This window comes from Dactylosporangium sp. CA-052675, from assembly GCF_050947935.1.
Taxonomy (GTDB): domain Bacteria; phylum Actinomycetota; class Actinomycetes; order Mycobacteriales; family Micromonosporaceae; genus Dactylosporangium.
Window position 1 is genome coordinate 7,608,603 of sequence record NZ_CP192010.1, and the last position, 15,028, is coordinate 7,623,630.

Genomic DNA, 15,028 nt, shown 5'->3' on the forward strand with positions numbered 1-15,028 from the left:
GGTATCGTCGCGGTCAACCGGCGGGCAGCGCCACGTAGGTGGTCTCGAGGTACTCCTCGATGCCCTCGAAGCCGCCCTCACGGCCGAATCCCGAGGCCTTCATCCCGCCGAACGGCGCGGCCGGGTTCGAGATCAGTCCGGTGTTGACGCCGACCATCCCGTATTCGAGCGACTCGGCGAGCCGCACCGTGCGGGCGAGGTCGCGCGTGAAGACGTAGGCGGCGAGGCCGTACTCGGTCGTGTTGGCGCGGCGCACCGCCTCCTCCTCGGTGCTGAAGACGCCGATGGGGGCCACGGGCCCGAAGATCTCCTGGCCGTTGATCTCCGAGTCGGGGTGCACGTCGAGCAGCACGGTGGGCAGGTAGAAGCAGCCCGGCCGCTCGGGAGCGCGGCCGCCGGTCACCAGGCGGGCCCCGTCGCGGACGGCGCCGGTGACGAGCCGGTGGACGGAGCCGACGGCGCGCTCGTCGATCAGCGGGCCGACGTCGACGCCCGGGTCCTGGCCGCGGCCGACGATGAGCCGGCCCATCCGATCGGCCAGTTGCTCGGCGAAGCGCCGGGCAACGTCGGCATGGACCAGGAACCGGTTCGCGGCGGTGCAGGCCTCGCCCATGTTGCGCATCTTGGCGAGCATCGCGCCGTCGACCGCGGCATCGACGTCGGCGTCCTCGAAGACGAGGAACGGAGCGTTGCCGCCGAGCTCCATGCTCAACCGCTGCAACCGGTCGGCCGACTGCCGCACGAGCCGCCGCCCGACCGGGGTGGATCCGGTGAAGGACACCTTGCGCAGTCGCGGGTCCGCCATCAGCGCCTCGCTCATCCCGGCGGCACGTGAGGTCGGTACGACGTTGAGGACCCCCGGCGGCAGCCCCGCCTCGGTGAGGATGTCCGCCAGGGCCAGCATCGTGAGGGGCGTGAGCTCGGCCGGCTTGACCACCATGGTGCAGCCGGCGGCGATCGCCGGACCGATCTTGCGCGTCCCCATCGCCATCGGGAAGTTCCACGGCGTGATGAGCAGGCAGGGGCCGATCGGTTTGCGGATGGTGAGCAGGCGGCCGGCCCCGTCGGGGGCGTGCATCCATCGGCCGTGGATGCGCACCGCCTCTTCGGAGAACCACCGGAGGAACTCGTTGCCGTAGGCGACCTCGCCCCTGGCCTCGGCAACCGTCTTGCCCATCTCCAGACTGATCAGCTCGGCCAGCTCGTCCGCCCGGCTCCGGATCAGGTCGAACGCCCTGCGCAGGATCTCCCCGCGGTCGCGTGGTGCGCTCGCCGCCCACTCCGGCCGGGCGGCGTCGGCGGCGTCGAGAGCCTCGATCGCGTCCCTGGCCGAGCCGTCGGCGACCGAGGCGAGGACGGACCCGTCGGCCGGGTCGAGCACCGTGAAGGTGGCTCCCCCTTCCGCCTCGCGCCAACCACCGCCGATGAAGAGGCCGAACCGACCGGGTCCGGGCAGCGTACGTCCGGGCATGAGCGCATGAGCTCCTCGGGCTTGTCGGGCAAGGGATGCTCGCACCGCACCGGGCGACGCGACCGGCGCGGCGCTCAGCGGCTGCTGGCCGCCGCCGCTCGCCGCAGCGCCGCCTGGATCTTCGCGATGTACTGCTCGTCCGAGCGGGTCATCGGGACGACCACGGCCAGGACGCCGAGCAGCAGGCCGCCCTGGAAGATGGGCGCCGCGACCGCCCACGACTCCTCGGTGGACTCGCGGCCGCTGTAGCCCATGCCCCGTTCCCGGATGACGGCGCATTCGGCCCGCAGATCCGCCAGCGTGCGCACGGCCCCGGACTCCGTCTTGAACTCCTCGGTGCCCGGCGGCAGGCCGAGGTAGCCGTGCTCGGCGTTGCTGAACGCGAGCAGGGCCTTGCCCGCGGCGCCCAGGTACACCGGCCCGCGCTCGCCGGGGTGGCAGACCCTCCGCACCAGCCGGCGGGACTCCGCCGACTCGATGCAGACACGGTCGTTGCCGGAGCGGACGAAGAACGCCACGGTCTCGTCGAGCTCGTCGCGGAGGCTGGCGGCGACCTCTCCCGCGAGCTTGCGGATACCCGACCACTGGTCGCCGGCGTAGAGCAGCGCGGTCAGCTCGGGTCCGGGGAAGAACTGGCCGTCCTCGTGCTGTTCCAGGAAGTCGGCCATCTTGAGCGTGGCCAGCAGCCGCGATGCGGTGCTCAGGCTGACCCCGGCCTGGCCGGCGAGCTCGGTCAGCGTCCGGCTCCCGCGAGCGGCCGCGGAGAGCAGGTTGAGCGCACGGATCACCGATCTGACGCCGCGCTGCTCGGTGGGCTCGTCTTCCAGCTCGGTCAATGTGGCCCCCTTCATCGTTCGGCCGTCGAGCCGAAGACGTTCACGTCACGTGTCCGCCAGATCATGCCTACCGTCTCGCCGGTGCGGTAGGGATGTTCACCGTCGTCGTGCTGCATCTGCACCCTTACGGGGCCGAATGTCGCGGAGTCAACGGTATACATCGTGTGCGATCCGAGGTATAGACGATGCGTGATCTTGCCGGTGCAGTGGCTGAACCCGGCAGGCGGGGCCGCCGCGACGTTCGTCAGTGCGATCCGCTCCGGACGCACCGCGGCCACGGACGCGTCGGCGGGCAGGACCCTGCCGTCGTCGACCGGCAGCAGCCCGCCGTTGTCGACGCTGAGCCGCCCCGGGGCCTCGGGACGGACCGCGAACATGTTGTTGGTGCCGAGGAAGTCCGCGACGAAGGCGGACCGGGGGTGCTCGTAGAGCTCCCGGGGCGTCCCCATCTGCTCGATCCGGCCGTGGTGCATCAAGGCGATGCGGTCAGACATCGACATCGCCTCCTCCTGGTCGTGGGTGACGTAGACCATGGTCACCCCCAGCGCCTGCTGGAGCTGCCGGAGCTCGACCTGCAGGCGCTGCCGCAGCTTCCGGTCGAGGGCGCCCAGCGGCTCGTCCATGAGCAGGAACGCCGGGTCGAACACGACGGCCCGCGCCACCGCGATCCGCTGTCGCTGGCCGCCGGAGAGCTGGTCGGGCCGCCGGTTGGCCGCGGCGGCCATGTCGACGAGCTCGAGTGCCCGGTCGACGCGCTCGGCGATGACCTCGCGCGGCTCCTTGCGCATCTCCAGCGGGAACGCGAGGTTGTCGCGGACCGACATGTGGGGAAAGAGCGCGTAGTCCTGGAACACGACCCCGATGTTGCGCTTGTCGCTGGGCACGCGCGCGATGTCGACGCCGTCGACGCGGATGGTCCCCGAGGTCGGGTCGGTGAACCCGGCCAGCATCATCAAGGTCGTGGTCTTGCCCGATCCTGACGGTCCGAGCACCGTGAAGAACTCACCGGGCTCGATGGTGAGGGTGAGGTCGTCGACGGCGACGTGGTCGGCGTACTCCTTGCGGACGTTGTCGAACTGGATCGCGCCATGGCCGGCGGTCATGCGTTGCTCCTCGAGGTCCGGGTCAAGCGGCGGAACAGCGCATAGCCGAGCCAGATGACAGCGGCGCACGCCATGACGAAGACGGAGATCACCGCCACGGTCGGGTTGGTCTCCAGCGAGAGCGCCTCGAAGATCCGCTTCGGGAGCGTCTTGACGTGGACGCCGGACAGGAAGATCGCGACCGTCGACTCGTCGAAGGAGGTCAGGAACGCGAAGAGGGCGGCGGTCACGACGGACGGGGCGATCAGCGGCAGCACGATCCGGCGCAGCTGGACCGCCCGGTTCGCACCCAGGCTGGAGGCGGCCCGCTCGTAGGCCGGGTCGAGCGAGCGCAGCCCCGCGCTGACCACGCTGAACACGAACGGCAGCGCCAGCGTGACGTGGGCCAGGACGATCCCCAGCTCGGTGTCGACGAGCCCGATGCGCTCGAACTCCACGTAGAAGCCGGCGGCCGCGACCACGGTCGGGAACAGCAGCGGCAGCATCATCAGGGTCGAGGTCAGCGCGCCCCACCGGCGGACCGTCCCCCGGACGACGCCCATCGCGGCGAGCGTCCCGAGCAGTCCGGCGATGACGGTCACGAACACCGCGATCCGGACGCTGACCGTGAGCGGGTCGAGCCAGCTCTCGGTGAAGAACTCCGAGTACCACTGGGTCGAGTACCCGATCGGCGGGAAGACGAGCGCCTGGGTGGAGGCGAACGAGATCGGCACGACGATGAACTGGGGCGCCAGCACGAGGGCGCCGAGAACGGCGGCCACGACCTTCGGCAGCCTGCGGCCGCGGGTGACGCCGAGGCGGTCGAGTCCGCCGACCGCGCGCCCCGCGAGCCTGAGGATGCGCCCGCCGCCGCGCCTGGCGCGGGCCACCCGGGTGGCGGCGGGACCGGACCGCCCGGCGAGCTCCGTCGTCGACATCCCGGTCAGCCGCTGGAAGCCCAGGACGATGACCAGGACGAGAACGCCGAGCACGAGAGCGGCGGCGGAGGCGAGGCCGTAGTCGCCGCTCTCCTTGATGGCGCTGTGGATCAGCGGGCCGAGCATGCTGCCCTTGGAGCCGCCGAGGAGCGCGGGGATCACGAACGCGCCGATGCCGTACACGAAGCACAGGACCGATCCCGCCTGGATGCCGGGCTTGGTCAGCGGCAGATAGATCCGGATGAACGCCTGGGCCGGCCCGGCGCCCAGACTGGTCGCGGCCCGCATCCGCGAGTTGTCGACCGAGCGCATCGTGGCGGCCAGCGGCAGGATCATCAGCGGCAACAGGTAGTGGGCGAGGCTGACGACGACCGCGATCGGGGTGAAGACCATCGCGATCGGCTCCAGCCCGAACTGCTCGATCAGCTTGTTGACCGGGCCCTGGCGTCCGAGGATCACCAGCCAGGAGAACGACCGCAACAGGATCGAGGTCAGGTAGGGCGCCATGATCGCCACCGTCAGGAAGGTGCGCAGCCAGGCGCCGCCGTGCACCATCTGGTACGCGATCGGGTAGCCGAGCAGCAGTGCCACGAATGTCGAGGCCGCGGAGATCAGGATCGTCCGCACGATGTTGTCGACGTAGCCGGAGTGCCCGAGGAGCCGGGTGAAGTTCTCCAGGCCGAAGGTCGGTTCCGTCACGCTGCGCAGGCAGAGGATCGCGACGGGGAGTACGAAGACCAGGGTCACGACGACGACCGCGGGAACCCCGCCCAGGTCCCAGCCGCGCCGGCGGCGGGGCCGGCCGCCCGCGCTGCGGGAGGCCGGCCCCGGACGGTCCACCTTCGGGGATGCCGGGGTGATGGTCACGCGTTCTGCCAGTCCTGCCAGCGCTTGAGCACGTCCGCGCCGTTCTTGGCCCACCAGTTCACGTCGATGCGGAAGGTCTCGTCGCTGGCGGTCTCCTGGGTGCCGGGAAGGTCGGCGCGCGCCTCGGCGTCGAGGCCGTCGAGCACCGACTTCAGCGACGGCGTGTAGCCGAGCCTGTCCATGATCGCCTTCTGGACCTCGGGCTTCAACGAGTACTCGATCGCCTTGTAGGCGTCCGGCTCGTGCTGCGCCCCCTTGGGAATGACGAGCTGCTGCACGGAGAGGACGGCGCCCTTCCACGTGTAGTCCAGCGGCACCGCGCCGCTCTTGGCGATGCTCTTGATCCGCGCGAGGTTGCCGTAGCCCAGCGTGATCTCGCCCTGGGAGATGGCGTTCTGCAGATCACCGTTGGACTTGAAGAAGACGGTGTCGCCGCGGATGGTGTCGAGCTTGGCGAAGGCGCGGTTGAGGTCGAGCGGGTAGAGCTGGGCGGGCTTGACACCGTCGGCGATCAGGGCGCCCTCGAGGATGCCCCAGGGCAGGCCCACCATGCCGCGCTTGCCCGGGATCCGCTTCGTGTCGAACAGGTCGGCCCAGGACTGCAGGCCGCCGGGGACCTTGTCCTTGTTCCAGAACAGGTTGCGCGAGAACGTGTACCACGGCACCGAGTACTCGGTGACCGCGCTGGGGTCGGCGAAACCGTTGAGGCTCTTGGTGTCGATCGGCTGCAGCACGCCGGCGGCCATGAACTGGGCCAGCGAGGAGTCCTCGGCGTCGATCAGGTCGACGGTCATCGAGTTGGACTTGGACATCTGCACCAGCTTGGCGACGTCGGAGCCGCTGCTGTCGTAGAGGACCTTGACCCCGGTCTCCTTCGAGTACGGCTCGAAGAGCGTCGCCTTGACGGCGTCCTGGTAGGTGCCGCCGAAGCCGGCGTACGTGATCGACCCCTTCTCATCCCCGCCGCCCGAGCAGGCCGTGATGCCCAGGGCCACGACGACCGCGGCCAGCACGGCACTGACGCGACGCCGGCCCCCGGTCACGCCGAGACTTGTTCGCATAAGGGTTCCTTCTTGGTCGGAGCGGCCGGTTGGGCACGACGACCCACCCGCGTCACACTTCCATACAGTGAAAGTGTGACTTCCATTGCAGAGATGCTGTGGCTCAGGCGGCGGGGCTGTCAAGAGCTGTGGCCGGGCTCTCCGCGATCACGCCGGCGAGGGATCCCGAACGGTCGTACTCGTCCAGCACGGCGGCGTAGGGGCCCACGTCGATGCCCTGCTCCCCGCGCCAGGACGCGTCGTAGTACGTCGAGGTGTAGCGCTCGCCGCCGTCGCAGATCAGGCTCACCACGCTGCCCCGCTCGCCCTCGCGCTCCAGCTCGGCGATGAGCCCGAGCGTCGCCCACATGCTCGTCCCGGTCGATGGCCCGACCCGGCGGCCCAGACGGCGCGAGATCCACAACATGGTCGCGACCGACGCCGCGTCCGGCACGCGGACCATCTCGTCGATCACCTCGGGCACGAACGACGGCTCGACGCGCGGGCGGCCGATCCCCTCGATCCGCGAGCCCCGGGCCGAGCGCAGCCCGCGATCGCCGAGCCGCCAGGCGTCGAGGAAGACCGAGTGCTCGGGGTCCGCCACCAGCAGCCGGGTCGGGTGCCGCCGGTAGCGCAGGTAGCGTCCGATGGTCGCCGCCGTTCCGCCGGTGCCGGCGCTGGCGACGATCCAGGCCGGCACCGGCTGCGCCTCGCCGGACATCTGCTCGAAGATCGACTCGGCGATGTTGTTGTTGCCGCGCCAATCGGTGGCCCGCTCGGCGTAGGTGAACTGGTCGAGGTAGTGGCCACCGAGCTCGGCCGCGAGGCGCCGCGCCTCCTCGTACACCTGCCCCGCGTGATCCACCAGCCGGCAGCGCCCGCCGTGCCACTCGATCAGCTCGAGCTTGGCCGGGCTGGTCGAGGCCGGGACGACCGCGATGAACGGCAGGTCCAGCAGGCGGGCGAAGTACGCCTCGGAGACCGCGGTCGAGCCGCTGGACGCCTCGACCACCGTCGTGGTCGGGCCGATCCAGCCGTTGCAGAGCGCGTACAGGAAGAGCGAGCGGGCGAGCCGATGCTTGAGGCTTCCGGTCGGGTGCGAGGACTCGTCCTTCAGATAGAGGTCGACGCCGTGCCGACCGGGCAGGCCGAAGGGCAGCAGGTGGGTGTCGGCACTGCGGTTGGCATCGGCCTCGACGCGGCGGATCGCCTCGTCGACCCAGGTCCGGTCGGCACAGGCCTGGTCGCGCATCGTCATTCGAGCTCTCCTTCGGGGGCTTCCTCGGACCGCTCGCGCGGATGCCGTGGTGGCGCTTGACCGTGTTCGAATCCGAAGGCATCCTATGGTACGGAAGTTGGACTTCCACTGTATGGAAGTATGGAAAGGAATTCCGTGACCAACCAGCCCGTGAGTCCGGCCGATGCCCGAGCGATCGAGGAAGTCCTCAACCGGGTCGCCTACCTCCTCGACACCCACGAGTACGACCGGCTCGGAGAGGTGTTCGCGCCCGAGATCTCCTTCGACAACCCGGGCCGTCTCACGGCCGACGGGCTCGATGCCGTGATCGCGAGCTTCAAGGCGATCGCGACGCCCGCGGTCAGTCACCACATCACGAACGTCGTGGTGGTCGGCGCCGGCGAGGACACCGCGGAGTGCCAGAGCAAGGCACTCGCCCTGCGGGCGGAGGGAAAGGTCACCGCGGCGATCTATCGCGACACCGTGACCCGCACCGACGCGGGATGGCGCGTCTCGGCTCGGCGGATCAGCCCGCTGGGCTGATCCGGCAACGGCGACGGAACGAGAGGAAGCGGATGGAGCAGGCGTACGACGTGATCGTCGTCGGGACCGGACACAGCGGTCTGGTGGCCACCGGGTACCTGGCTCGGGCGGGGTTGAAGGTGCTCGCCCTGGAGCGGCGCGACGTCGTCGGCGGCACCTGCGTCACGGAGGAGATCTTCCCCGGCTACCGCGGCAGCAGCGTGGCCAACGCGAGCCACAGCCTCGATCCGCGCATCGTCGCGGACCTGGAGCTGGAGCAGCACGGGCTCCGCTTCGCCCACCCGCCGCTCGGATCGCTGACCCTCTTCACGGACGGCCGGGCCCTGCCGGCCTGGCCGGACCGGGTCAAGCGCCGGGCGGTCATGCGGCAGTTCGCGCACGGGAACGCGGACCTCGACGGCTACGCCTCGGTCATCGAGCTGTACGCCTCGGTGGCCCGGCGGATGCGGGTCTCCTTCTACGACCCGCCGCCGTCGTTCGCCGAGGTGGCCGCCCGCTTCACCACCCCGCGCCAGCGCCGCGACTTCGAGTCGATCATGTTCGGCCCGGTCGCGGACATCCTCGAGGAGCGGCTGTCGTCCCCGCAGCTGCAGGCGTTCTTCGCCGGCACCGCGGTCGCGACCAACTTCGTCGGCCCGCGCACCCCGGGCAGCGGCTACCTGCTGCTGCAACGGCCGCTGTGGGAGGAGTCGATGCGCAGCGTCGGCAGCCACGACGACAACGAGCTGATGATGCGCAACGCCGCACCGCTGGGCGGCATCGGCGCCGTGACCGGCGCGATGGCGGCGTCCGCCCGCGCCCACGGAGCCACGATCCTCACCGGCGCGCAGGTCGAGCGCATCCTCTGCGAGCACCAGCGGGTCGTCGGTGTCGCCCTCAGCGACGGCCGCGAGTTCCGCGCGCCCCGGGTCGTGTCCAACGCGAACCCGAAGCTGACCCTGACCAAGCTGGTCGGTCCCGAGGACATCGGGGAGGAGCTGTACGGCCTCGCCCAGGCCGTCAACATGAAGGGCACCTCCGCCAAGGTCCACCTCGCGCTCGAGGGCACCCCGCGGTTCGCCGCCGCGCAGGACGAGGAGGAGAACCGTCTCTTCCTCGGCACCAACTTCCGGATCGCGGCCAGCATCGACGTGCTCCAGAACGCCTACAACGAGGCGGTGCTCGGGCGCTGGACCGACCGCCCCACCGTCACCGCGATGATCGACTCGGCGCACGACCCCTCGCTGACCCCGCCCGGATGCCATTTCATGAGCCTCAGCGTCCGGGGGGTCCCCTACCACCTGGCCGAGGGCACCTGGGACGAGCAGCGCGACGACCTGGGCAAGGCGGTGGTCAGCACGCTGGAGGAGCACATCCCGAACCTGTCCGCGATCCTGGCCGGCGTCCACGTCTACTCGCCGCTGGACCTCGAGCGCGAATTCGCCCTCGTCGAGGGGAACGGTGCGCACGGCGACATCGTGCCCGGGCACATCTTCGACTCGCGTCCGATCCCCGGCTGCGCCGACTACCGGACCCCGGTCGAGGGGCTGTACCTGACCGGGGTCGGCAACTGGCCGGGCAACTTCATGAGCGGCGTCACGGGCTACAACGCGAGCAACCGTGTGCTGAGCGACGTCCGCCGCGCCACCGACTGACCCGACCCCACGAACCAGAGGAGCACGATGATCATCGGACGAGGTATTCCGGCGGACCGGGTGTCGGCCATGCGGCCGGCGACCACGACCGGACAGGTCTGGTCGGACATCGTCCTGGCCGGCGGCGGGACCCGGGCCCTCAACATGTTCTTCGCGCCCGGGTCGCGCACGCACTGGCACCGGCACCCGGGCGGCCAGATGCTCTACACCGTCTCCGGCGAGGGCTGGATCCAGGAGCGCGGCGGCGAGGTGGTGGTGATGCGTCCGGGCGACGTCGTCTGGACCGAGCCCGGGGTCGAGCACTGGCACGGCGCCACCGCGTCCGCCCAGCTCGTCCAGCTGGTGCTCCACTTCGGCGACGTCGAGTGGACCGGAGAGGTCGGCGAGGCCGACTACGCCGCCTGCGGTGGCGGGGGCGCGCGATGAGCGGCCGGCCGGCCGATCTGATCGCACGGCTCGTGGGCGACAGCCCGGGCTCGTGGATCGGTGGCGCCTGGGTGACGACCGCTGCGGACACGTTCGACGTCCACGACCCCGCGACGGGGGCCACGATCTGCGCGGTCGCCGACGCCGACGCCGGCCAGGCCGCCGCGGCGGTCTCCGCGGCCGCGGCCGCCCTCGACGGGTGGTCGTCGGCGACCGGCTGGCAGCGCTTCGAGGTCCTCAGCCGCGCGAGCGACCTGCTGGGCGAGCGGGTCGAGGCGCTCGGCGAGCTCATCAGCGCCGAGACCGGCAAGCCGCTGGCCGAGGCGGTCGGCGAGGCACGCAACACGGTCCGCTTCTTCGAGTGGTTCAGCCACGAGACGCTGCGGCTTCCCGGCGAGGCCTGGGCCGACGTCGCGCCCGGCCGCGACGCCCTCGTGCTGCACGAGCCGGTCGGGGTCGTCGTCGCGATCACGCCGTGGAACTTCCCCGCGTTCATGGTGGCCTGCAAGGTCGGCGCCGCGCTCGCGGCCGGCTGCACGGTGGTGCTGAAGCCGGCCCCGCAGACGCCGCTCACCGCGCTGGCCATCGCCCGCTGCTTCGAGGAGGCGGGCCTGCCGCCCGGTGTCCTGAACGTCGTCGTCGCCGGCGATCCGCAGCGGGTCAGCGACGCCCTGCTGGAGGCCCCCGAGGTCGCCTGCGTCAGCCTCACCGGGTCGCGCAAGGTGGGCGAGCTCGTCATGCGCAAGGCCGCGTCGTCGATCAAGCGGGTCCTGCTCGAACTGGGCGGCAACGCGGCGGCGGTGGTCCTGCCCGACGCCGACGTCGCCCGGACCGCGCGCGATCTGGTCCGGGCCCGGTTCCTCAACTCCGGCCAGGCGTGCATGGCCGCGAACCGGGTGTACGTCGTCGACTCGAAGGCCGGCGATCTGGTCGCCGAACTCACCGCGGCGGTCGGCCGGATCGTCCTCGGCGACCCGCGCGACCCGGCGACCACGATGGGCCCGCTCATCGACCACGCGGCCGTGCGCAGGATCGAGGCGCAGGTGGCCCGGGCCGTGGCGGGCGGGGCGACGGTCGTCGCGGGCGGTGCCCGGGCCGCCGAGAACGCCACGAGCGCGTTTCTGGCGCCGACCCTGCTCACGGCCGAGGGACGCAGCCAGCCCGCCGTGCTCGGCGAGGAGTTCTTCGGCCCGGTGCTCAGCGTCATCCGCTGTGCCGACGTCGAGGAGGCCGTCCGGTTGGCCAACGCGACCGAGTACGGCCTGGCGGCCTACGTGTTCGGCGGCGATCAGGCCGCCGCGACCGCGGTTGCCCGCAGGCTCAAGGCGGGCTCGGTCGGCGTCAACACGCCGCTGGTCAGCGAGCCGGCCCTGCCGTTCGGTGGCATGCGCGCCAGCGGCCTCGGACGGGAGCGGGGGCGGCTCGGCGTCGAGGAGTACCTGGAAACCAAGACCGTGCAGCTGCCCGCCGTCCGCGGCGCCACGTCCTGACCCGCCATCGCCGGCCCCGCCCGCGACGGCTTCACAACCACCCCCAGGGCTTCACAACCACCCCCAGAAAGAGGTAGAGCAGTGCCAGGAGAGACGGTGTGCTTCGTCGGTGGCCGGGTCCGCACCATGGACCGGGCCGGAACCGTCGCGGAGGCGTTCCGCGCCGAGAACGGCCGGATCGTGGCGATCGGCACGACGGAGGAGATCCTCGCCGGGGCCGCGGAGGCGCGGATCGTCGACCTGGCCGGCGCGGCGGTGATCCCCGGGCTGATCGACTGCCACTCCCACCTGGAGCTGCTGGCCTACTCCTGGGAGCTCGCCGTCGACTGCCGCTCGTCGCGGGCGTCGAGCATCGAGGACATCGTGTCCGCGCTCGCGCAGCGCGCCGGCCGCACGACCGCCGGCGAGTGGATCCTCGGTCAGGGGGAGCACTACCAGAACCTCAAGCTCGCCGAGGGGCGCTATCCCGACCGGCACGACCTGGACCGGGTCAGCACCACCCACCCGGTGATGTATCGGGCGAGCTACCACCTCAACGTCTTCAACTCGCTGGGCCTGCGGCTGCTGGGGGTCGACGACGACACTCCGGACGCGCCCGGCGGCCGGATCGAGCGCGACCCGGCCACCGGCGTCGCCACGGGCCGCACCTACGACATGTTCGAGCCCCTCGGCGGCCCGCAGCCGCCGGTCCCGGCGCTCGCGGCGGCGATCAAGCGCGTGCAGGACCGGTACCTCGCCGTGGGCGTCACCACGGTCGGCGACATCCCCCTGCACGGGGCCGGGCTGGAAGCGATCTGCTCGATCGCCGCCGACGGTGGCCTGGTGCTGCGCGCCGCGCTGTACCCGAAGCTGGAGGCCGTGGTGTCGGCCGAGGACGTGCGCACGGGCCGGGCCAAGGACCGCATCGACGCCCTCGACCCCGACCATGTCGCGATGGTCGGCTTCAAGGTCTTCCTCGACGGCGGGCTCACCGCCGGGGCCGCGGCCCTGCACGAGGACTACCCCGGCCAGCCCGGCTACCGCGGCGAGCTCGCGTTCACCGACGGGCAGGTCGCCGACCTGGTCGCCACCGCCGATGCGGCCGGGCTGCAGATCGCCATGCACGCGATCGGCGACCGTGCCCTGGACCAGGCCATCGACGGCGCCCTGGCCCTGCCGGCCGGGCGCCACGGCGTCGCCCGGCACCGCATCGAGCACGCGGGCAACATGTTCATGACCAACGAGCGGATCAAGCGGCTGGCCGCCTCGGGAGTCGTCCCCGTTCCGCAGCCGGCGTTCATCCTGACCACCGCGGCCGGATACGTCGCGCACCTGGGCAGCGACCGGATCGGGACCGTGATGCCGTTCCGCACGCTCATCGACCACGGCCTGCCGATCCCGGGCAACTCCGACGCGATCGGCATCACCGAGGACCAGCACAACCCGTTCCCGGCGATGCAGGCCGCCGTCACCCGGCGCACCAACGACGGCGCCGTGCTGGACGCCCAGGAGGCGGTCACGGTCGAGGAGGCGCTGCGGATGTACACCGAATGGTCGGCGTTCTCGATCGGCTGGGAGGATCGGGTCGGCTCGCTCGAGGTGGGCAAGTTCGCCGACTTCGTCGTCCTGTCCGCCGACCCGTTGGAGACCGAGCCGACGGACCTGGCCGCCCTGACCGTCGCGCAGACCTGGATCGGCGCGGCGCTGGTCTTCCAGCGGGACTGAACGTGGACGAGCGGACCGATCCGGCGCCCCGGCGTTGGGGCCGGGGCCGTCCAGCGGCACGGCGGGCGCGGTGACGCGGGCGCGGTGACGCCGCCGGCGCGCTCAGACCTGGTAGGCCGCGACGGTCCGGCGCAGCTCGGACGCCATCCGGGCGAGCTCCGCCGCGGTCGCCTGGGTCTGCGTCGCGCTCGCGCTCACCATGGCCGAGCTCTCGGCCACGCCGCCGACGGTGGACGCGATCCCGGCCGAGCCGTCCGCGGCCTGCCCCACGCGGCGCGCGATCTCCCCGGTGACCGCGGTCTGCTCCTCCACCGCCGAGGCGATGGTGGCCGTGTAGTCGTTGATGGTGCCGATCACCGTCGCGATCTCGCCGATCGCGGAGACGGTGCCGCTGGTCTCGTGCTGGATCGACTCCACCTGCCCGGAGATCTGCTCGGTCGCCCTGGCCGTCTCGCGGGCCAGCTCCTTGACCTCGTTCGCGACGATCGCGAAGCCCTTGCCGGCCTCCCCCGCCCGGGCCGCCTCGATCGTGGCGTTGAGCGCGAGCAGGTTGGTCTGCTCGGCGATCTGGGTGATGAGCGCGACGACCGAGGTGATCTGGGCCGAGGCGTCGCCGAGGCGTTCGACGCTGTCGTTGGTGCGCTGCGCGGTCTGCGAGGCCGTGGACGCCACCCCGGCCGCCTCCGCCGCGTTGCTCGCGATCTCCTTGATGGCCAGCGTCATCTCGTCGGTCGCGGCCGCGACGGCCTGCACGTGGTGGGACACGTCCTCGGCGCCGTGGGCGACGGTGCCGACCTGCGCGCTGGTCCCCTCGGCGGCCGAGGCCAGGTGGTCGGAGACGGTGGAGAGCTGCTCCGAGGCGGCCGCCACCTGATCCGACGCCGCGCCGACCTGCCGCACCATCTCGGCGACCGAGCCGGCGGTGCCGTTGAGGGCCGCGGCGACCCGGCCGATCTCGTCGTCGTAGCGCACCGCCACCCGCGCCGTGAGGTCGCCGTTGCCGATGCGGCCCAGCGCGGCCACGCATGCCTTGAGCGGCCCGGTGATGAGCCGGCTGATGGCGAGCGCGAGCGCGACGCCGAGCACGAAGCTGACCGCCAGCATCACGACCACCTGGTTGCGGGTGCCGTTGTAGCGGCCCTCGGCGTAGGCGTCCTCCCCGTCGGCGCGCGCGACCGTCGCGGACTCCAGCGCCGACAGCGAACCCTGCACGGCGGTGGCGATCGAGCCCGCCTCGGTCCGGGCCCGCAGGACCGCCGCGCGGTCGCCCCGGTCGTCGGCGGGCAGCAGCGACTTGCCGACGGTGTCGAGGTACCGCTGCCACCCCGAGCCGAAGGCGTCCAGCGCCCGGGTCTGCGCCGCGTCGAGCCCGAGCCGGCGCAGGGCGCCGGTGCTCGTGGCGACCTGCGTGTCGAGCCCGTCGAGGGTGCTCTTCGCCTTCGCGCGGCCCGCGGCGTCGGCGGCGAGCACGTGCTCGTCGACGGCGACGATGGCCTGGGTCACCAGGTCGCGCAGCCCGCCCGAGGCCTGCAGCTGGCGGCTGTACCCGTCGAGCTTGCCCACCTGGTCGTTCATCATGCCGAGGCTGCTGAGCGCGGAGATGCCGTCGCCGAGGCTGAACAGGGCGACGACGAGCACCGCGAGCAGAATCTTCGTACCGACGCGCCGATCGGCGACGGGTCCGATCCACGACCGCCTCCGGGCCGGTTCCACATCGTGCATGCGCCTCGTCCGGTCCTTCCGCAGCGCTCGGGGCGACC

Annotated in this window: 12 protein-coding genes; 5 read left to right on the top strand and 7 right to left on the bottom strand. The window is 71.8% G+C overall.

What is annotated here, in order from left to right; all coding sequences use genetic code 11:
* Positions 1–13: 13 nt before the first annotated feature.
* From ACQP1P_RS33960 to ACQP1P_RS33985, 6 genes are all read right to left on the bottom strand, one after another.
* Positions 14–1,471 carry an NAD-dependent succinate-semialdehyde dehydrogenase gene (locus ACQP1P_RS33960; RefSeq protein WP_433077228.1) on the bottom strand — a complete coding sequence of 486 codons (1,458 nt, stop codon included), beginning with the start codon at positions 1,469–1,471 and terminating at the stop codon, positions 14–16.
* 74 nt (positions 1,472–1,545) lie between these two features.
* Positions 1,546–2,307, bottom strand: coding sequence for an IclR family transcriptional regulator (locus ACQP1P_RS33965; RefSeq protein ID WP_433077230.1), 762 nt, complete (start codon positions 2,305–2,307; stop codon positions 1,546–1,548).
* Between the two features lie 11 nt (positions 2,308–2,318).
* Entirely contained in the window at positions 2,319–3,410 is a 1,092-nt protein-coding gene (locus tag ACQP1P_RS33970; protein WP_433077232.1) for an ABC transporter ATP-binding protein, read from the bottom strand.
* Complete coding sequence (locus ACQP1P_RS33975) at positions 3,407–5,194, bottom strand: ABC transporter permease subunit (protein ID WP_433077234.1); 1,788 nt, start codon at positions 5,192–5,194, stop codon at positions 3,407–3,409. Before ACQP1P_RS33975 ends, ACQP1P_RS33970 begins: the two co-directional genes overlap by 4 nt.
* Positions 5,191–6,255 carry an ABC transporter substrate-binding protein gene (locus tag ACQP1P_RS33980; RefSeq protein WP_433077236.1) on the bottom strand — a complete coding sequence of 355 codons (1,065 nt, stop codon included), beginning with the start codon at positions 6,253–6,255 and terminating at the stop codon, positions 5,191–5,193. Before ACQP1P_RS33980 ends, ACQP1P_RS33975 begins: the two co-directional genes overlap by 4 nt.
* 103 nt (positions 6,256–6,358) lie before the next feature.
* Positions 6,359–7,492 (bottom strand): PLP-dependent cysteine synthase family protein, encoded by a 1,134-nt coding sequence (locus ACQP1P_RS33985; protein ID WP_433077238.1) that lies wholly within the window; start codon positions 7,490–7,492, stop codon positions 6,359–6,361.
* 135 nt (positions 7,493–7,627) lie between these two features.
* On the opposite strand from ACQP1P_RS33985, the gene ACQP1P_RS33990 reads away from it, so the two are divergent.
* The 5 genes from ACQP1P_RS33990 (at position 7,628) to ACQP1P_RS34010 (ending at position 13,268) form a co-directional block, all read left to right on the top strand.
* A complete protein-coding gene (locus tag ACQP1P_RS33990) occupies positions 7,628–8,014 on the top strand; it encodes a nuclear transport factor 2 family protein (protein WP_433077240.1) in 387 nt (128 codons plus the stop codon).
* A 32-nt stretch (positions 8,015–8,046) separates the two neighbouring features.
* Positions 8,047–9,648: a phytoene desaturase family protein gene (locus tag ACQP1P_RS33995; RefSeq protein WP_433077242.1), complete on the top strand. Its 1,602-nt coding sequence runs from the start codon at positions 8,047–8,049 to the stop codon at positions 9,646–9,648.
* 27 nt (positions 9,649–9,675) lie between these two features.
* Positions 9,676–10,074, top strand: coding sequence for a cupin domain-containing protein (locus ACQP1P_RS34000; RefSeq protein WP_433077244.1), 399 nt, complete (start codon positions 9,676–9,678; stop codon positions 10,072–10,074).
* 71 nt (positions 10,075–10,145) lie between these two features.
* A complete protein-coding gene (locus ACQP1P_RS34005) occupies positions 10,146–11,564 on the top strand; it encodes an aldehyde dehydrogenase family protein (RefSeq protein WP_433077246.1) in 1,419 nt (472 codons plus the stop codon).
* Positions 11,565–11,660: 96 nt separating this feature from the next.
* Positions 11,661–13,268 carry an amidohydrolase gene (locus ACQP1P_RS34010; protein ID WP_433077248.1) on the top strand — a complete coding sequence of 536 codons (1,608 nt, stop codon included), beginning with the start codon at positions 11,661–11,663 and terminating at the stop codon, positions 13,266–13,268.
* 102 nt (positions 13,269–13,370) lie between these two features.
* On the opposite strand, the gene ACQP1P_RS34015 is transcribed toward ACQP1P_RS34010, so the two are convergent.
* Positions 13,371–14,990, bottom strand: a complete 1,620-nt coding sequence (locus ACQP1P_RS34015; protein WP_433077250.1) for a methyl-accepting chemotaxis protein — start codon at positions 14,988–14,990, stop codon at positions 13,371–13,373.
* Between the last annotated feature and the right edge of the window lie 38 nt (positions 14,991–15,028).